Source organism: Saccharibacillus sp. O23, assembly GCF_002205895.1.
In the GTDB taxonomy this organism is placed as follows: domain Bacteria; phylum Bacillota; class Bacilli; order Paenibacillales; family Paenibacillaceae; genus Saccharibacillus.
Window position 1 is genome coordinate 12,573 of record NZ_NJDE01000033.1, and the last position, 18,251, is coordinate 30,823.

Consider the following 18,251-nt stretch of genomic DNA (forward strand, 5'->3'; position numbering starts at 1 on the left):
TTACACCCCCGCCAGCAGCGTACGCAGCTCGTGCACGATCACTTCGTGAATCGAGGTGCCTTCGCCGTAACGTTCCGCCATCTGCTCGCGAACGACTTTCATGTTGTCGGCGTAATCCGCCGCTTCGCGATCCGGGTTCTCCGCTTTGAACTTGCGCATCAGTTCCTGCACTTTCTCCGGACGCGGTCCCCATTGCAGCAGCGGTTCGCCTTCGGCGTTCGCGAAGATGACGATCGGCACGGAACGGCCGCCCATCGTCAGGTACTCGTCCATCAGATCGAAGTTTTCTTCCAGAATCAGCACGTCGACAGGCATATCCGCCGTTTCGAGAACGCGGAATACGACCGGCACGTTACGCGCCACGTCCCCGCACCAATCGGCCGCGAGAATCACGCAGCGCAGGTCTTCGCGTTCGCGGAGCCCTTCGAAGAACGAACGGTCTTCTGCGTTTTTCCATGCGAAATCGCGATACCCCGCCGCGAACGTTTCTTTGTTTTTTTCCATCGAATCCATGAATCCCTGCGGGCTGAGCCCCGTACCGAAACGCGACTTCAAATTGGATTTGCTCATGATCTCCCTCTTTTCTTTTCAAGTTACGAAATCCGAATCAAACACGGCTTTTTCTTCGACGGGTCAACATCGCTTTAACGATCAAATAAACGGCAAGCACGAATACCGCGCCTACGATGATCGGCATGACGTAAGGCGAAGCTTTCTCGTCGATCTGCTCCCATTGGCCGCCGAGTTGGTAGCCCAAGAACACGAACAGGATCGACCACGGAATGACGGCTAAAGTGGTCAGCAGCGTAAAGCGCCAAGTCGGCATTTTCGCCAATCCGGCCGGAATCGAGATCGCGTGCCGCACGACCGGGATAAAACGTCCCGTGAAGATAATTCCCGCTCCGTACTTATTGAACCATGTCTCGGCGTGATCGATATGCGATTCTTTGATAAAAATGTATTTGCCGAACCGTTTCAGCACCGGACGTCCGCCGTAACGGCTGATCCAGTAAATGAACAGTTGGGCGACGACGCCTCCGATGGTGCCGAACAGCACCGCGCCCCAGAAGTTGATATCTCCCGAATAGACGAGAAAGCCGCCGTAAGCCAATACGATCTCGCTGGGAATGACTTCGACCATCAGGCCGAACATGATGCCGAAATAACCGAGCCCTTGGATCCACGCAAACAACTGCGCCACGATGTCCGATATTACGCTCAACGTTTTCCCTCTTTCCTCTGCATGCGATTTGATTCGTTACGTCCGATCTTTTTGCGTTAAAGCCAGCGGCGAGCGAACACTCAGAGCGTCGAAGCCGACGGCAAGCGATCGCGCAGCGCGTTTTCCAGATACGGCTCGGCGCCGAGGAAATTGCGGAACGTCTCGTACTCCTGCCACAGCGCGCCGGTATCCGGTTCTCCCGATTTGACCGCGCGGATCAGAATGTTTTTCGGCGTGTGCTCCATGTCGATGAATTCGAGCAGCTGCGTCTTGTATCCGACGATATCGAGCAGTTTCGAACGAACGGCATCCGTGGCGAGCGCGGCAAAGCGTTCTTTCAAGATTCCGTGCGAAAGCAGCGGCTCCAACGTCTCGCTGCGGACCTGCGCGAACAGTTCGTGTTGGCAGCAAGGCACGGACAAAATCGCCGAAGCGCCCCAGCGGACGGCCTTCTCCAACGCGGCGTCGGTTGCCGTATCGCAGGCATGCAGCGTGATCACCATATCCACGGCATCGAATTCGTTATAGTCGGCGATATCGCCGATGCGGAAATGCAGCCCGTCGTAATTCAGCGTGCGCGCCAGCGCTTCGCAGTGTTCGATCACGTCCGCTTTGAGATCGAGTCCCACGACGTTCAGCTCGAATCCTTCCTGCACGGCCAGATAATGATACAGCGCGAATGTCAGATACGACTTGCCGCAGCCGAAATCGACGATCGTCAGCTTGCGGTCTTGAGGCAGCGCCGGCAGAATGTCGCGTACCATCTCGAGGAAACGATTGATCTGACGGAACTTATCGTATTTGGCGGCCAACACGCGGCCTTTGTCGTTCATGACGCCCAGTTCGACCAGAAAAGGCACCGGTTGTCCTTCGTCCAAAACATACGTCTTTTTGCGATTATGCGACAGGTTCGGCGCTTCTTTTTTGGTCGGCGGCTTTTTCAAAATGCCCGTTTTGCCTTTTTTGCTGATCAAAACCTGATAATCGGCTTCCAGCGTGCAAAACAAAGCCTGACGCATTTCGTTTTCGAGCAGGTCGGACAGCTTGGCGAACGCGTCGTCGGGCGTCAAGTTATCATGCGTGACTTTTTTCTCGTAATGGTACGCAAGCTGATAATGCAGTTCGTTCTTGAGCAGCACCGGTTTGACGGCGACTTTGGTATACGCGCCTTCTTCTTTGCGTCTCGGCTGGCTCAAGGTCGCGGTCACGAGTTTGCCTTCCGGCAGCACGGCGCCCAATAATTCGTTAATCGTTTGCATAGGGTCTTTCTCATCCTCTCGCTAATCCTGCAAAGCTTCGATTCCTTCTTCGAGTTCGGCTCGAGTCAGGCCTCCGGTTTGCAGCTTATCGTCTTCGAGCGCGGACAGCCGGGCATAAAACATCCGGCCTTCTTCCAGCGCGTTCCGATCGTCTTCGGGGCTCGCGTTCAGCATCCGATACATGGCGTCTTCCGCCTGCACGTAATGTCCTTCGCGTTCTTCGTACAGCATGATCAACCGTTCGACGGCGGCAGGCAGCCGGTACCGTTCGAGCAGCGTTCTCATCTCTTCGATGCGGACGGGATAATCCACGAGTTCTCGGCTGCCTCCGTTCAAAGCGGCATAGAGATACAGGTGCAGGGCCTTGATGCGCGCGAGCGCGACTTCTTGCTCTTCGCCCATGTTCTCGCGAATCTCCGCGTTCTCTTGAAGCATGCGGGCGACCAATTGAATGCTCTCCGCATCGACCGCTTCGCCGCGCTGCCGGAACAGCTGAATCAGTTCTTCCGGTGGAAGCGAGCGCAGCATCTGCTCGCTCATGCGGAAATTCCGTTTGAGCACGCCGTCCAATTTCTCCAGTGCCTGTTCGTTCTTCTGCTGCCGGCGCAAGCCCAACATCTCGCCGACGGCTTCGGTCATCTCTTCGATCATGCGCGTCAAATAATCTTTTCTTAACAATGGAATCCCGCCTTTACAGACTTTCGACAAAAGAAGCGATCTGCCTTGCCAATTCCTGCGGCGCTTCGAACAGGCTCATATGGCCCGCGCCTTCGATCGTGCGCTTGACCGTACGGGAATTCTCCGCGGCAAAAGCTTTCTCCGGCGGCGCGATGCCGTCTTCGCTGCCCGCGATCAGCAGCACGGGCAGCTCGGAATCGCGGATGACCTGCCCGCGATCCGGCCGGTCGCGCATGGCGAGCGCCGCGCCCGCGGCGCCTTCCGGCTTCGTCGCGAAGCCGATCTCCTGCACGCGCGCAAGCTCGGCGCGCATGCGCTTGGCGTTATCCGGCGCGAACCAGTTCGGCGCGGACTGCTCCACGAACGGGCGCACGCCTTCGCGGAGCACGCGCTCGGCGACCGCGTCGCGCTTCTCTTTGCCCGCCGCATCGTCGGGCAGCGGCATGGAATGGATCAATCCGAACGCGGACAACCGGTTCGGATACCGCTCCGCGAACGATAAAGCGGTATATCCGCCCATCGAATGCCCGAGCAGCACGGCTTGCTCGATGCCGAGCGCGTCGAGCAGTTCGGCCACGCCGTCGGCCATGCGTTCGATCGTGTAAGGCCCCGGCGGAGCTTCCGATTCTCCGTGGCCGAGCAAATCGGGCACGATGCAGCGGAAATGTCCTTCCAGCAGCGGCACGATCCGCTCCCAATAATCGGCGCTGCCTACGAAACCGTGCAGCAGTACCACCGCGGTGCCTTCTCCCCGATCCGCATAACGGATCGGCAGTCCTTCGATCGCCAATCTCTCCATCTCGCAATGTTCCTCCTTAATAAAGATCGCTATCGGTCACGGCGCTTCTTCGTTCCCGTTTTTCTTGGGTCTCTCCGCCTATTTAAACTGCGCAGGCCGCAAACCGAAGTTCCGAATCGCGGCTTCCGCGGCCGTGTCCGCCAATTCAAGCACCACACGCAGCGAAGCCGTCTGCAAAGCCTGATAAGGCTTCGGTCCGTGCGCATTGACGACGGCCGCCACGCTGTAATCGCCGACCGGAGCAAAGTTCCCTTTCATCGAACCCGCGGGAATCAGCGGCGCTCTCCGCGGCAGAAACTTGCCGATCGATCCGGGCTTGCCGAGACAAGCGTCGAATGCTACGACCGGCAGTCCTTGCGGCAGCCGGGTCAGCATCCGCTCCAGACGGGTCGCATCGCATAATTCGTCCAGCGTGCCGAAAACATGCGGGAACCCCGCTGCTTGAAGCCGGCTGCCGACAAGCGGACCGAAAGCGTCTCCGCTGGAGCGATCCGTGCCGATACAAAGAAAAGCCAATTCGTTAGGGCGATAGATCGACGCCGTTTCTCCAAACAGCTCGTTCAGATCGGCATAACGATCTTCCCGTCTTCCTTCTTGCGTCTGAGCCCACACCGATTCGCTTATACTCAATCCTTGCTTTCACCTCTTCGATCTTGCGGTTTGTTCGTTCATGTCTCATTCGATTTTACCCCACTTCGCGGGTATTCTGCAAAAAGGGATGAGCGTACCGGCGGATCATGCTACAATGGGAGAACATGAGCCGTCGCAACGCAACGCGCTCTGCGCGGAATCCCGATTCCGTCAGGACGTCTTCGCTTGTGCAGTATCCGACGGGATTCGTCTGCCGGAAGGAGATTATACATGGATTTGTCCAACCCCACTCAGGAAAATGTGGAATACATGATCGAAGCGATCAAGAACAAGCTTCGGATGGCTTCCGGAGCCGCAATGCAGCCTTCTTCGTTCTCCGTCGATCAGTACGAAGATATCTTCGATGTCTACGACCTCGTGATCAACAAGCCTTCACTCAGCATTTCCGAAGTCGAAGCGATCGCTTCCGAACTGGGTCGACTGCGCCGGAAATAAGCGCGTATATGCCGCTCGACATCTTAGATCATACCTCTTGTGCAAAGCCTGGCTTTCCGCGCTCTCTATGGAGCGGGAAGCCGGGCTTTTGCCGTTTAAACGCTGCTCGAATCCCGCGCGGCTCTGCGATTCAGATTGTTTCAGCGGGAAAAGGGACGTTTATATAGCAATTAAGAGCGGCGGCGCAATCCTGTCGGACACTGCGCAAGCAAGAAGCCGGGAACGGAGGTGAGCCGGATGTGGGGATTGGTCATTAGCCTGATCATGGCCATCGTCATCGGTTTTATCGGAGACGCGTTGGCCGATAATATGATGCCGGGCGGTATCATAGGCGCAGCGGTAGCCGGTTTGGCCGGTGCTTGGGTCGGCAACCTGCTGTTCGGGGACTTCGGTCCGAACATCGCGGGCTTCGCGATCATTCCGGCCGTCTTTGGAACTGCCATCTTCGTCCTGATTCTTGGACTCTTTGCTAAGTTGTTCAGACGCGCGGCCTAGACATTCGATTTCGGTCTGACGGAGCGGTTGGAACGCTTTGCACTTGCAACCGCACGGCCCATGACTACTACACTTAAGGAGTGATTTTGTATGAACGAAGCAGAAAGAGAATATCCGGCACAAAGCGGCAGCACTTTCGCGAAAGGCCTTCTGATCGGCAGTCTGATCGGCGCGGCGGCAGCCCTGCTGTTCGCCCCGAAACCGGGACGCGATCTTCGCAGCGACATTTCCGACAAAGTCGGCGTAGCTACGGATAAAACCAAAGGCGTAGCAAGCACGATCGGCCTCAAAGCCAAAGACACCGCTTCGGTCGTCGGCGACAAGGTTCAAACGGCTGCCGGCGTCGTAGGCGAGAAAGTGCAAACGGCCGCGGGCGTCGTCAGCGAAAAAGCGACTACCCTCGCCCAGTCCGTAAGCGAAAAAACGTCCAACGTCGTCCAATCCGTTCGCAAAAACGGAGCCGATGTCGCGGAAGCCGTAAAAGACGCCTCCGCCGATGTGGGCGAAACCGTAAAAACGGCTTCGGCCGACGTCGCCAACGAAGCAGCCAAAGCGGACAAAGAAATCATGTCCGAGACTGCGGACAAAGCCGCTGAAACCAAAGACGAGCTCAAATCTTTGAACTCCGGTACGCCGACAAGCGAAAAGCCTGTTCTGTAATCTGGCGAAATGTTCGAAAAGCCGGCTGAATCAGCCGGCTTTTTTTATCGGGCTTCCGAGCTTGCCGACCTCGTTCTATCGACTATCATGACCGAAAGCGGAGGGATATGCCATGACACCTACAGAGACGCGCCCTAATCCGGGCGACCGATTCGCCAGCGGCACTATCGAACAAAACGAACGTACGCAGGACGGAACCTTGCGTCCGAGAGACTTATCCAAAGATCATCCGTTCGAGCTGCGCCACGAAGTCTCCCGGTTGAACAAACAGCTGGAAGACATCTCCGTCGCTCTGCGAAAAGGCGATTTCAAAGACCTCGTCGAAAATTACACCGATTGGAAAAGGCGCATCATCTCCAACTTTACGGCGGGAGTGGCTCGCGGTCTGGGTTTATCCGTAGGCACGGTCGTCGTCATCGCCCTTCTCACTTGGATCGCTTCCGTGATGGCGAGCCTGGGCGTTCCTTATGTCAGCGACTTTTTCGACTATATGGGCAGCCTGATCAAGGAAGGCCGCAAAGGCGGCGCTTGATCCGGAACAAACGCAAACAAAATGGCCGAGCCATCTCGATACAAAGGGATGGGATCGGCCATTTCTGGATATAAACTGTCGTCTTCTTTTTTCATAACGAGGAAGAATTGGACATGATTTGTTTCAGCTTTTCGGTGGCGCGTTTCTGAATCCGGGATACGCTCATTTGGGAGACGCCGAGCTTCTGCGCGATCGCCCGCTGCGATTGGCCTTCTTGGAAAGCCAGCAGCAGAACTTTCTGCTCTTGTTCCTTCAATTGGCTAAGCGCCTGTTGAAGGTCCATGCGACGTTCAACGGTATCGTAATCGTTGACGTCCGAGCTGATCAGCTCTCCGAGCGTTGCGGCGCTTTCCTCTTGAGAAAGCGGAGAGTCGAGGGAGACATAATGATAACATTCGCGTCCGGCCAAGACTTCGACCGTTTCTTCCACGCTCAAATCCAGATATTCCGCAATCTCTTTGACGTCAGGCGAACGTTCCAACCTTACGGTCAGTTCGTCGATCGCCTGTTGGACGAGCGCCCCTTTTTCCTTGATTCGTCTAGGCACTTGTATGTACCAGGATTTGTCTCGCAAAAAGTTCTTCATATGTCCGATCATGCTCTTCATCGCATAAGGTTCGAACGGAATTCCCAGTTGGATATCGTATTGTTGAAGCAAGCGGATCAAGGCCATCTGACCAACCTGATACAAGTCTTCGTAAAGATCGGGCCGGTTTCTGGCAATCTTGCCCGCGGCCATCTTCACCATCGGTTCGTATTTTTTGATCAACACCGTGGCGATCTCGTTGTCTTTGGTCTGTTGGTATTCCCAGATCAAAGACACGGATTCGGACATGGATTCAGGCGGGGTCACTTTATCATTCATACTTTCTCCTCACTCCTGGTGAGACGCTTAGTCAGTACGACTTGCGTTCCTTTTCCGCTCTCGCTGACGACGCTAACGTCGTCCATGAGCGCTTGCATCAAGTAGAAACCGAGACCTCCGATCTCCACATCATGCAATTCTTTTTCGTGCAAGGTCGGAGCGGCGTCGGATACGTCCTGCGGCAGCGAGAAGCTTACGCCTTCGTCCTTGACGGTAATGGTCAGTTCTTCGCCGTTGATGCCGAAGACCACTTCCACCAATCCGCCTTCTTGCCCGTAGGCGTATAAGACCGAGTTATTGCAAGCTTCGGATACAGCGACTTTCATGTCTTCGATGTCTTCATAGGAGAAGCCCATCTTGGAGGCGATCCCGTACAGGTTTAACCGTACGATGTCCACGAAGTCAGCCGTAGCCGGTAAGTTGAGGGTAACGGTTTGATCTGCTTTCATGCGTTGTTCGATCCTTTCCTATTGGGAATTCTCTTGGGGTTCAAAAAACTTGGCGATACCTGTCATGTCGAACAGCTTTTGAATTTGTGTCGGCACTTCTTCTACCGCGAACGAAGCGTTCATGGAGTGCCGGGCTTTCAAAACGGACAACAGAATCCCAATCCCCGTACTGTCGATGTACTTCAATTCTCGCAAATTGATGGCCAAATCGACCTCGGAATCCCCTACAAGCGGCTCCATCACAAGACGAAAATCCGGCGCTACGGACAAATCCAGCTCCCCGCTGAGGTAGACGACGTTTTTGCCTTCTTCGGAAACCGTTTTGGCATTGAACTTATCGTTTTTATTAGTGGTCATAGACATTCTCCCTAAAAAAATGTTTTCTAAGCTTATTAAACGTAAATCGAATAAATGAAACCGAGTTTACCGACTTGCTACAAGTTACTCGGCAATCCCCGCAACCGTCGCAAGCGCTCCGAGCCGCTCTTAACGCGCCGCCCGGTTCGCGGAATAGCCGTTCCGGTTCGCCATATGGCGAGCGAGTACCTGTTTGATGCCCGACATTTTGACCGGCTTGCTGATGTAATCGTTCATTCCGGCTTCCATGCACCGCCGCTGAATATCGTTCATGACGTTCGCGGTCATGGCTACGATCACCGGCTCGATCCCCCCGACAAAACGCTCGCGAATCCGGCGCGTCGCTTCGATTCCGTCCATGACCGGCATCTGCAAGTCCATAAAGACGTAATCGTACCGCCGGCTGCCGAGCATGCGCAGCGCTTCTTCGCCGTTTTCCGCCGCATCGGCCGCGATATCCATTTTCTGAAGCATGCTGACCATAAGTTTGCGGTTTACCGGATGGTCATCCACGATCAGGACGGAAGCCGGAATTCCTGTTTCTTCGTGAAGGATCGCTAAGGGTTCGCTGCGAAAAGGGTGGGGGTCCTCCGGTTGGTAAGTCTGGACGCGAATGGTGAAGACAAACGTTGCTCCTCCCTCGTCCATCGCTTCGACGTGAATGTTTCCGCCCATCATCTCCACCAGCGTTTTGCAAATCGCCAGCCCCAATCCGGTTCCGCCGTATTTGCGCGTCATCGAAGAATCGAGCTGCGAGAACGGCTGGAACAACCGATTGATCTTGTCCGGCGAGATGCCGATCCCCGTATCTTTGACGGCAAACTCCAACGTTAGCGTACCGTCTTCTTCGGCGCGTCTCGATACGACCAGATAGATGCCTCCGCGCTCGGTAAACTTGACCGCGTTCGCGACCAAGTTGATGAGCACTTGTCTGAGTCGGGCCATGTCTCCGTAAATCAGTTCGGGAACCGACTCTTCCGTAAAGTATACCATCTCCAGGTTCTTGCGGGCCGTTTCCATCGTAAACAGATTAAAAACTTCGCTGATGCAGGTTTTCAGCTCGAACGGATGCTCTTCCAGCTCCATCTTGCCGGATTCCATTTTGGTGAAGTCCAAGATATCGTTGATGACCGCCACCAGCGCGTCCGCGCTGCCGCGAATGATCTCCGTGTACTCTTTCTGCTCCGGTTTCAGTTCCGTCTCCATCAGCAGATCGATCATGCCGATGACTCCGTTCATCGGCGTTCGGATCTCGTGGCTCATCATGGCGAGAAATTCCGTTTTGGCTTTCGCCGCAATCTCCGCTTCTTCTTTGGCCTTGATCAATTCTTCGTTGATCTTCTCCAGCTCCTGCGTTTTCTGATGCAGCAGAGCCGTCTGATCTTTGAGCCGTTTATTGGCGATATACATGCTAACGAACCCTTCGATTTTGGATTTCAAAATCTGAGGGATGAAAGGTTTCACCATATAATCGATCGCGCCGGCGGAGTACCCGGCAAACAGATGCTCGGATTCTTTGCTGTTAGCCGAGATAAAGATAATCGGAATGTCTTTGGTCTTTTCCCTCGCCTTGATCAGCTTCGCGGTTTCGATTCCGTCCATGCCCGGCATCTGAACGTCAAGCACGATAACCGCGAATTCGTCTTTGAGCAGGCAGCGCAGCGCTTCTTCGCCGGAAGTCGCCTTCACGAGCGTATAGCGCTCGCTGCCCAGAACGGCTTCCAAAGCGAGCAAGTTCTCCGGACGGTCGTCGACCAACAGGATATGAATCGGCTCTTGAACCACCATGGAATCCCCCTACACTTTCTATTTAATCTTCCGATAGATCTTCTCTACCCGGTCGAGCGGTTCGTAGCAGTCGCTGTAGCGGGTGAAATGAATGGACTCTTTGGAACCGAGAACCAGGATGCCGAAGCGGCTGAGGCTCTCGTAGAACAGTCCGTGCACTTGATCTCGGAGCGTATCGTTGAAATAAATCATGACATTCCGGCAAAAAATGACGTTAAACTCGTTGAAAGAGCGGTCGGTCGCCAGATTATGCTCGGCGAAAATGATGTTTTTGCGCAAGAAAGGCTGAAGCATCACGGAATTGTATTTGGCGGTGTAATAATCCGAAAACGATTGTGTGCCTCCGGCATCTAAATAATTTTTGGTATACAGCTTCATCTTCTCGATGCCGTAGATACCTTCTTTGGCCTGCTGCAAAGAGCGGTCGTTCATGTCGGTCGCATAGATGCGGGACTTGTCGTACAGCCCTTCTTCGTGCAGCAGAATCGCCATGGAGTATACTTCTTCTCCCGTCGAACAACCGGCGTGCCAGATGCGGATATACGGATAAGTGCGCAGGATCGGAACGACTTCGCGGCGGAAAGTACGGAACAATTCCGGGTCACGAAACATTTCCGTGACCGGAATCGAAAGGTTCTGAACCATTCGTTCGAAAGAAGCGCGATCGTGCAGGACTTTGTCCTGAAGCTGAGAAATGGTCGAAAGGTTCTCCGAATGGACGTGATGCCAAATTCGACGGAGAAGCGAGGGCCTTGCATAATTCCGAAAATCGTATCCGTACATGCGGTGTACGCCTTCCAGCAGCAAATCGGCTTCGATCGCTTCGCGTTCCGTGGTGTTGTCGGTCGCCGTTTCCGGCACAATCATTTCTTCAGAACCGTTGAATGTCATAAGTTCAACCCCAGATAGTGTAGAAAATCGTCTTTAATCTTTGTTTATTACCCAGATATGCGCCTTACGAATACAACCAAACGCGCATTAATGAAAGAAGCTGTTCCGTCTGAATCGGCTTTTTGACGTAATCGGACGCTCCGGCTTCGATACACTTGCTGCGGTCTTCTTTCATCGCTTTGGCTGTCAGGGCGATGATCGGAATCCGTTCGAACCGGGACATCTGCCTGATATGGCGCATGGCTTCGTAACCGTCCATCTCCGGCATCATCATATCCATCAGGATCAGATCGAAATCGCCGCGCTCCTGCAAAATATCGAGAGCTTCGCGGCCGTTCTCGGCAAACGTGACGTCCATTCGGTAACTTTCGAGCACGCTCGACAGCGCAAACACGTTTCGCACGTCGTCGTCGACAAGCAGGATCTTTTTGCCTTCGAACAACGTTTCTTTGTTATGCAGCTTTTGCAGGATCTTGCGTTTGTCTTCCGGCAGATCCGCTTCGACCCGGTGCAGGAACAAGGTCGTTTCGTCCAGCAGGCGTTCGGGCGATTTGACGTCTTTGACGATAATCGATTCGGCATACTGGCGCAGTTTCGTTTCTTCTTTCGCGTCCAGATCTTTGCCGGTATAGATGATGATCGGCAGATCGCGAAGCCGTTCGTCTTCGCGGATGCGGTCCAGCATCTCGAAGCCGGTCATATCGGATAACATCAGATCCAGCACCATGCAGTCGTAATGATGCCGCTGAAGTTCCTCGAGCGCCTGGCTGCCGGTTCCTACCGCTTTGATCGCCACGTCGTCATGCCCGATCAACTCGATGATCGCTCCGCGCTGCGTCTCGTCGTCTTCGACGATCAGCAGATGTTTGAGCCCTTTGTCCGCGTAAGACCCGATATAAGAGAAGGCGCGCTCGAGACCGTCTTTGCTGGCCGGCTTTTTGAGATAGGCGATCGCGCCCATCATCAATCCCTGTTTGACGTCATCGACGACGGATACGACGTGAACCGGAATATGCCGCGTCTCGGAGTTGCTCTTCAGTTCGCTCAGGATCGTCCAACCGTCGATAACCGGCAGCTGGATATCGAGAATGATCGCGTCCGGCATCCGGCTTCGCGCCGTCTCGAGTCCCGTGTCGCCCTGAACTTCGACGAGCGCTTTATAGCCGTGGCTTCTGGCCATGTCGCGCAGAATCACCGCGAACTTCGGATCGTCTTCGATAATCAACAAGACCTTATCCTGCGGGCTCAAGCTCTCCCGATCGTCTTCGATCTCGGGCTGCTTCGGTTTGGGCGGAAGCGACTCGACCGGAGCCGGCTTGCCCCGCTGCGCGATCGGCGCGCGTTCCGTCTCCCTCGCTTGCGGGAACGACGCCGACGCTTCTCGGGACGCGGCTTCCTCTTCGGCCGCATAGGCCGTCAACTTAGGCACGTATAACGTGAATCGGCTGCCTTGGCCTTCTTCGCTCTCCAACTCGATCGTACCGCCGAGCAGTTTCGCCAACTCCCGGCTGATCGACAAGCCCAGACCCGTTCCTCCATACTTCCTGCTGGTCGTCCCGTCGACCTGCTGGAACGCCTCGAAGACGATGTCCGTCTTATCCGCCGGGATGCCGATCCCGGTATCGATAACGGAAAATTCGATGAATTTGCGTTTTTTCTCCAAATAATCCGGCAGGTTATCCGGTTCGGCTTCGCGTACGCGGAACGTTACCGAACCGTCGGAAGTAAACTTGAACGCGTTGGACAGCAGATTTCGCAGAACCTGTTTCAGTCGATGTCCGTCCGTCAACAGCGCGCTCGGCAGGTTGCTTTCGTCGACTTCGATATTCAGGCCGATGCCTTTTTTGTCCGCTACGGCGGCGAAGTTGCTGGAAACGAATCTGGCGATCTCCTCCAGCGGAATCGGTTCGCGGTTCAGTTCCATCTTGCCCGCGTCCACTTTCGACAAATCGAGAATCTCGTCGATCATCTTCAACAGATCCGATCCGGACATGTAGATGGTCTGCGCATATTCCACCTGCTTCGTCGCCAAGTTGCCGTCCTTGTTCTCCGCCAACAGCTGCGACAGGATCAACAAGCTGTTAAGCGGCGTGCGAAGTTCGTGCGACATATTCGCCAAGAACTCGGACTTGTATTTGCTGGATACGGCAAGCTGCATCGCTTGACGTTCCAATTGGGTGCGCGCTTTCTCGACTTCGCGGTTTTTCTCTTCGGTCTCGTGCACCTGTTCTTCCAGAGCGCGAGTCTTGGCAATGAGCTCCGTATTGAAATGTTCCAGTTCTTCTTGCTGACGCTGAAGCAGCTCTTCCGAACGCTTGAGCGCGTCGGTCTGGGCTTCCAGACCTTCGTTCGAGCGTTTGAGCTCTTCTTGCTGGGTCTGAAGTTCTTCGGATTGGCATTGCAGCTCTTCCGTAAGAGCCTGAGATTCGCGCAGCAGCTCTTCGACCCGCAGACGTCCGTTGATATTGTTCAAGATCACGCCTAGGTTCGACAGCAGTTGATCAAGCAACTGCCGCTGCAGACCGCTGAACGACGTCAACGAAGCGATCTCGAATACGCCGATCAACTGGTCTTCCGCCATGATCGGATAGATCATGATCTCGGCGGAAGAAGCGCCGCCGAGCGCGGAACGTACCTCGATATACTGCTGCGGGAGTTCGTGAAGCGCGATCGCCCGCCGGTCCGCCGCGCTCTGCCCGACCAGCCCTTCGCCGATCCGGAAAGAAGTCTTGGCGTTCGGATCTCCCGTAAAAGCGTAAGAACCGTACAAACGAAGTTCGTTCGGATTCTGCATGTCGGTCAGGTAAAGCGCTCCGTATTCCGCTCCGAGCACCGGCGTAAATTCGCTCACGAACATCTGCGATACTTTTTCCAGCGACATGATGCCTTTGAGCACGTCCGTGATCCGGGCCATGTTGGAATTGATCCAAGCTTGATCGTTCTGCGCCGCCATATAATCCCGTTCGAGCTGCTGTTTTTCTTCGATATCTTCGGCCATCGCTTGGAACACCTTCGCCACGCTGCCGATCTCGTCTTTCGATTTGACTTTGATGCGCCGAATGGCTTTCAGCTTTCCTTTGCCGAAGCTCGAGATCATCATCGATACGGTATTGAGACCGCGAGTGATGCTCGGAATGATCCACATCATGATGCCCAGCCCCAGCAGCAGACCCACCGCAAGGAAAGCGGTCGTAATCTGTACGGAGCGTTCATAAGCGGCTTTGACGCTGTTGACTTCCGCTTCCACCTGAAGATCCTGATAGTTCGCCAGATCGTTCATCGCGCTCAGTGCCGAACGTTGAAGTTCGATTCCCGTGGAATCGCGGTACGCCTTCGCCTGCGACAGTTCGCCGTTCTCCAGCAGCTGCATCAGGTTCGCTTCGTAACTGGAGAAGTTCTGCCAGGCGGTTCCCACGTTCTGAACCAGCCTGCGTTCTTCGGCGGAACCGCTCTCGGACGTGATCGATTCCCAATACCGCTGAGCGCGCTCTTTGGAACTGTCGATCAACAAGCGGCTTTCCGAAAGGGCCGACGACTGGCCGCCCAACAATTGATTGGCCAGTTCCGTCGCGATGCTGTTCACTTCCCCGCGCATACCGCTGCTGTAACGAACTTTCATATAGCGTTCCTGATAAACGCGGTCGATCTGGCTGTTCATATAATTCATCCGGTCGTAACTTACCAGCGACAATGCCAGCATGATCAGCAGCAATGCCGTAAAGCCGACGACCAGCTTCGTCTTTATTTTCATTTACTCAGCCGCTCCTTCTGTCAAAGAGATCCAGACCAGACATTTGTCGTCGTCTTGTTCCGCGTCCGGTTCTCCCTCGAAAAACACCTCTTCCATCCGGGCTTTGTCGAAAGCATGTTCGCCTTTCAACTGGTCGACCAAAAAATTCAACTGATCTTCTTGCTCGCCGTCCACCGCTTCCAACAATCCGTCGGTATACAGGACCAGATGGCTGTCGCCTTCGTAAGTCACGGTCTGCGGCGCGGCGTCGATCCGATCGAACAATCCTACGGGATGAGAAGAACGTTCCAGTTTAACGACATCGTCTCCGCAGAACAGCAGACCCGGCGGATGGCCGGCATTGACATAGTCGATACGCTTGAAGCGCGTGTCGACCACCATGTAGATGGCGGTGAAATAATATTGGATGAGCTGATTTTCGATATGAAGCTGATTGAAGCGCCGGTTCAGCTCTTGGATTACCTTTTCGGGATCGACATACGTCACGACCGTATCCTTAAGCACGGAAGCGATAAACATGCAGAACAGAGAGGACGAAATGCCGTGTCCCATCATATCCAGCAGAATAACGCCGTAACGCCCGTCGCCGAGCGGATACCAAGCATACAAGTCCCCTGCCAACTCGAACGAAGGTTTATACAACGCTTCGATCTCGATGCCGGGATCGTGGATCGGAAGGCTCAAAACCGCATTTTGCACAAGCGCGGCGAGCTTCAGCTCGTCCTGAATGCGTTGGTCGCGTTCGTTGTGCCAGTCTTTCTCCTGCTTAAGCCGAAGCGCCAGACGGATCCGGGCCATAAGCTCGACTTTATTGATCGGCTTGGTGACATAGTCGCCCGCTCCGGCATCCAACGCTTCGGCCAGCTTTTTGGAGTCGCCTACCGCCGTGACCATAATGATCGGAATATCGCGAAGATGCTCGTACGTCTGCACGATCCGGCAGGCTTCGATCCCGTCCATCTCCGGCATCATCATATCGAGCAGAATCAAATCGATATCCGAATTTTTGGGCTTGACCTGCGGGTCAAGATCGGCAATGCCCAAAATCGCGAACATTTCTCGCGCGGAAGCGGCGATTTCGATATTTCGGTAGTCTTCCTTCTTCAATATCTCGCGAATGATAATGACATTGGTAGGATTGTCGTCGACAACTAGAATCTTCATAATCCTCTCCCTCTTACGTTGACCGAATCGAATCCAAAGCTTACGTTCCGTCGGGGCGTAACGTCGCATCGTTATCGGTCAAGGTACTCTGTTTACGCTCTCGCCTTGCTCTTCATCCAATTCAGCGATCAAACGGTTTTTTATCCTGCTTCATACTTTTTATCAACTTCTTGTCAAACGTTCTGTAAACATAGATAAGGAATGGGAGAGCTCTCCCATTCCTTATCTATGTTTCGAATCCGCTTATCAGGCTGCACGCTTCTCGCGGATTGCATTCCTTTATTCACAAAGCGGGCGTCCAAGCAACCACCAACACCTTGCCCAGCTCCAATTGTTCCTCGTAATACGCCGCTTCCGCCTCGGAGAATCCCATATCCGCAATCCGCTTGCGCAGTTCTTCCGCATCGGAACGGAAAATATGCAGATCGGCCGTTTCTCCTTCGGCGATCTCCGGAAATACCGGGCGAACTCCGGCCGCCTCGGCGGTAAGTTCGGTTTTCTTTTCATCATAGGCCAATACGAAAAGCTGATCTCCCGTATATCCCGTGATCCGAAGCTCCCGAATCGTTTCGACCGCTTCCGTGCCGTTCTCCACAATCTTTGCGTAAGCCTTCGTATCAGAAGCATCCATAATCCGCACGCTCCTTAAACGTTTTAAGATAGAGTAGACAACACAAACTTATATTTAACCGAAAAAACGAATCATGAAACGACAAAACGACGTTTTTTGGTTTTTTCTCGCAAATTCCGTTCCGAACCGATGCGCAAGAAATTCGGCTTCAGCTTATTATACCGAAGAACTGTCGAATAAATCGACGCTGCGAAGCTTGCCGTCAAGCGGATCGACGAATATCTTGATCGCTTGGCCGTCGTGCTCGTATCCGAAACCGTCGTCGGCAGTAAAGTCCGGCTTGCCCAGTTCGTCGCGAATCCGGTCGACATCCATCGGGATCGAACGTCCGTTGAGATTGAACGAACCCGTGCTTGCCGGGACGGAGACGTAATAGATCCAACCCTCGTAGACGCCTACGTTCAGGCCGTCGTATCGGTATTCTTCGCCGCCCATATAAGCCGGAACGCGCTCGCTCGGTTTTCCGTACAGCCGGTCGGCGTCTTCGATACGGTTCTGAAGCGTCAGCCCGTTGATCGATTCGCTGCCGGACGCGGCAGGATAGGCCGAAGCGCGATGCGATGAAACATGGGTGAAATCGGAATACGCGGTACGGTACACAGCCGTTTCTTGCGAAAAGTCGGAAACCTGAGCATGGGAAGGGACAGAATCCTGCGTCGAGAGAGAAGATAACATGGCAGTCAACATCATCATGATCGTAAACATCTTTCTCATCCTTTCGTCGCGTTACAGGGACTCCGTGCAGCCCTCCCATGCCCGTCCGGCTTCTAGTACGTTGCCCGAACACGAGATTAGGTTTCGCCCTTCGAAAACTCGCTTAAACCGTGCGCGTTTCCGAAGGTCTCAAGCCTTTGATTCGGTTCGGTCAACTCACTACTACGTCGACCGAACACAAGGTTAGGTTTCGCCCTTCGAAAACTCGCTTAAACCGTGCGCGTTTCCGAAGGTCTCAAGCCTTTGATTGGGTTCGGTCAACTCACTAGCGACGGAATTTCTGCCAGATGGAAGCGCCCGTATCGATCATTTTCACGATCTTCTGCACGTTTGCGCCCGCCGTCGCTCCGTCTCGTCCGCCTGCTCCGTACGTCGCTTCGTACGTTTTGACGGTCGGGCTATCGCCGGAAGCCGGCAGCAGCGCCGCTCCCCCGTTTTCGCGTTTGTGTTTTTCTTTGTTTTCCCGATGATGCTTCGCTTTCTCGATCATCCGATGCGAATACTGCTGGGTCACCAGAGTCACTTCGTTCATCAGCTGCCCGAGGTTTTTCACGGATTCCATCACAGGATCGAGCTGTTTGAGCTTATGATTGGCATCCAGCGTAATATCGTTGGCATGCCGGACGATTTGTTTGACCTCATAAGTCAGTTCGTCCATCGTTTTTTGTACTTCTTTCAATGTTTGCGCCGTATTCTCCAGCGTCTTGGTTCCGGCTTGCAGCGTCTTAATCAGGAAGATGACTAGCGCTACGAAAGCCAAAGCCACGATAATCAAAGCCCATTCCCAAATCACATCCAAAACCTCGCTTTCTCCACACCCGTTTTTTGTTTGTTGTTTGCTGATCGTCTCTTGCATTACTCCTTAGTTACCCTGTGCATTTTCCCCCGAAACAAAAGCGAAAATGCCCGC

General features: G+C 54.2%; 20 protein-coding genes. 4 read left to right on the forward strand and 16 right to left on the reverse strand.

The window, feature by feature from the left end:
* From CDO73_RS25575 to yyaC, 6 genes are all read right to left on the reverse strand, one after another.
* Entirely contained in the window at positions 1-570 is a 570-nt protein-coding gene (locus CDO73_RS25575; protein WP_088491331.1) for a thioredoxin family protein, read from the reverse strand.
* Positions 571-607: 37 nt separating this feature from the next.
* Complete coding sequence (uptA, locus tag CDO73_RS25580; protein ID WP_088491332.1) at positions 608-1,222, reverse strand: undecaprenyl phosphate transporter UptA; 615 nt, start codon at positions 1,220-1,222, stop codon at positions 608-610.
* A gap of 80 nt (positions 1,223-1,302) precedes the next feature.
* Complete coding sequence (locus CDO73_RS25585; RefSeq protein ID WP_088491333.1) at positions 1,303-2,481, reverse strand: class I SAM-dependent methyltransferase; 1,179 nt, start codon at positions 2,479-2,481, stop codon at positions 1,303-1,305.
* A 21-nt stretch (positions 2,482-2,502) separates the two neighbouring features.
* Positions 2,503-3,159, reverse strand: a complete 657-nt coding sequence (locus CDO73_RS25590; protein WP_088491334.1) for a DUF6483 family protein — start codon at positions 3,157-3,159, stop codon at positions 2,503-2,505.
* A 13-nt stretch (positions 3,160-3,172) separates the two neighbouring features.
* The gene (locus tag CDO73_RS25595; protein WP_088491335.1) at positions 3,173-3,958 is read right to left on the reverse strand and encodes an alpha/beta fold hydrolase; all 786 of its coding nucleotides are present in this window, start codon (positions 3,956-3,958) and stop codon (positions 3,173-3,175) included.
* A 78-nt stretch (positions 3,959-4,036) separates the two neighbouring features.
* Positions 4,037-4,588 carry a spore protease YyaC gene (gene yyaC / locus CDO73_RS25600; RefSeq protein ID WP_088491336.1) on the reverse strand — a complete coding sequence of 184 codons (552 nt, stop codon included), beginning with the start codon at positions 4,586-4,588 and terminating at the stop codon, positions 4,037-4,039.
* Positions 4,589-4,819: 231 nt separating this feature from the next.
* Here yyaC and CDO73_RS25605 point away from each other — a divergent pair, with 231 nt between their 5' ends.
* From CDO73_RS25605 to CDO73_RS25620, 4 genes are all read left to right on the forward strand, one after another.
* Positions 4,820-5,044, forward strand: a complete 225-nt coding sequence (locus CDO73_RS25605; protein WP_088491337.1) for a DUF1128 domain-containing protein — start codon at positions 4,820-4,822, stop codon at positions 5,042-5,044.
* Between the two features lie 237 nt (positions 5,045-5,281).
* Positions 5,282-5,539, forward strand: a complete 258-nt coding sequence (locus tag CDO73_RS25610) for a GlsB/YeaQ/YmgE family stress response membrane protein (protein WP_088491338.1) — start codon at positions 5,282-5,284, stop codon at positions 5,537-5,539.
* A gap of 90 nt (positions 5,540-5,629) precedes the next feature.
* Complete coding sequence (locus CDO73_RS25615) at positions 5,630-6,199, forward strand: YtxH domain-containing protein (RefSeq protein ID WP_088491339.1); 570 nt, start codon at positions 5,630-5,632, stop codon at positions 6,197-6,199.
* Between the two features lie 112 nt (positions 6,200-6,311).
* Positions 6,312-6,731, forward strand: a complete 420-nt coding sequence (locus tag CDO73_RS25620) for a DUF5665 domain-containing protein (protein ID WP_256972853.1) — start codon at positions 6,312-6,314, stop codon at positions 6,729-6,731.
* Between the two features lie 91 nt (positions 6,732-6,822).
* On the opposite strand, the gene CDO73_RS25625 is transcribed toward CDO73_RS25620, so the two are convergent.
* The 10 genes from CDO73_RS25625 to CDO73_RS25670 form a co-directional block, all read right to left on the reverse strand.
* Positions 6,823-7,596 (reverse strand): sigma-70 family RNA polymerase sigma factor, encoded by a 774-nt coding sequence (locus CDO73_RS25625; RefSeq protein ID WP_088491340.1) that lies wholly within the window; start codon positions 7,594-7,596, stop codon positions 6,823-6,825.
* The gene (gene rsbW, locus CDO73_RS25630) at positions 7,593-8,045 is read right to left on the reverse strand and encodes an anti-sigma B factor RsbW (RefSeq protein ID WP_088491341.1); all 453 of its coding nucleotides are present in this window, start codon (positions 8,043-8,045) and stop codon (positions 7,593-7,595) included. The genes CDO73_RS25625 and rsbW overlap by 4 nt, the downstream gene beginning before the upstream one ends.
* An 18-nt stretch (positions 8,046-8,063) precedes the next feature.
* Entirely contained in the window at positions 8,064-8,402 is a 339-nt protein-coding gene (locus CDO73_RS25635; protein ID WP_088491342.1) for an STAS domain-containing protein, read from the reverse strand.
* A 129-nt stretch (positions 8,403-8,531) separates the two neighbouring features.
* Positions 8,532-10,190, reverse strand: coding sequence for a response regulator (locus CDO73_RS25640; RefSeq protein WP_088491343.1), 1,659 nt, complete (start codon positions 10,188-10,190; stop codon positions 8,532-8,534).
* A gap of 18 nt (positions 10,191-10,208) precedes the next feature.
* On the reverse strand, positions 10,209-11,081 hold the full coding sequence (locus CDO73_RS25645; RefSeq protein WP_179218837.1) for a CheR family methyltransferase: 873 nt from the start codon (positions 11,079-11,081) through the stop codon (positions 10,209-10,211).
* 64 nt (positions 11,082-11,145) lie between these two features.
* A complete protein-coding gene (locus tag CDO73_RS25650) occupies positions 11,146-14,832 on the reverse strand; it encodes a response regulator (protein ID WP_088491344.1) in 3,687 nt (1,228 codons plus the stop codon).
* On the reverse strand, positions 14,833-15,996 hold the full coding sequence (locus tag CDO73_RS25655; protein ID WP_088491345.1) for a PP2C family protein-serine/threonine phosphatase: 1,164 nt from the start codon (positions 15,994-15,996) through the stop codon (positions 14,833-14,835).
* A gap of 283 nt (positions 15,997-16,279) precedes the next feature.
* Positions 16,280-16,627 carry a YflT domain-containing protein gene (locus CDO73_RS25660; RefSeq protein ID WP_088491346.1) on the reverse strand — a complete coding sequence of 116 codons (348 nt, stop codon included), beginning with the start codon at positions 16,625-16,627 and terminating at the stop codon, positions 16,280-16,282.
* Positions 16,628-16,783: 156 nt separating this feature from the next.
* Entirely contained in the window at positions 16,784-17,332 is a 549-nt protein-coding gene (locus CDO73_RS25665; RefSeq protein WP_088491347.1) for a hypothetical protein, read from the reverse strand.
* Positions 17,333-17,606: 274 nt separating this feature from the next.
* On the reverse strand, positions 17,607-18,134 hold the full coding sequence (locus tag CDO73_RS25670) for a DUF948 domain-containing protein (RefSeq protein WP_088491421.1): 528 nt from the start codon (positions 18,132-18,134) through the stop codon (positions 17,607-17,609).
* Between the last annotated feature and the right edge of the window lie 117 nt (positions 18,135-18,251).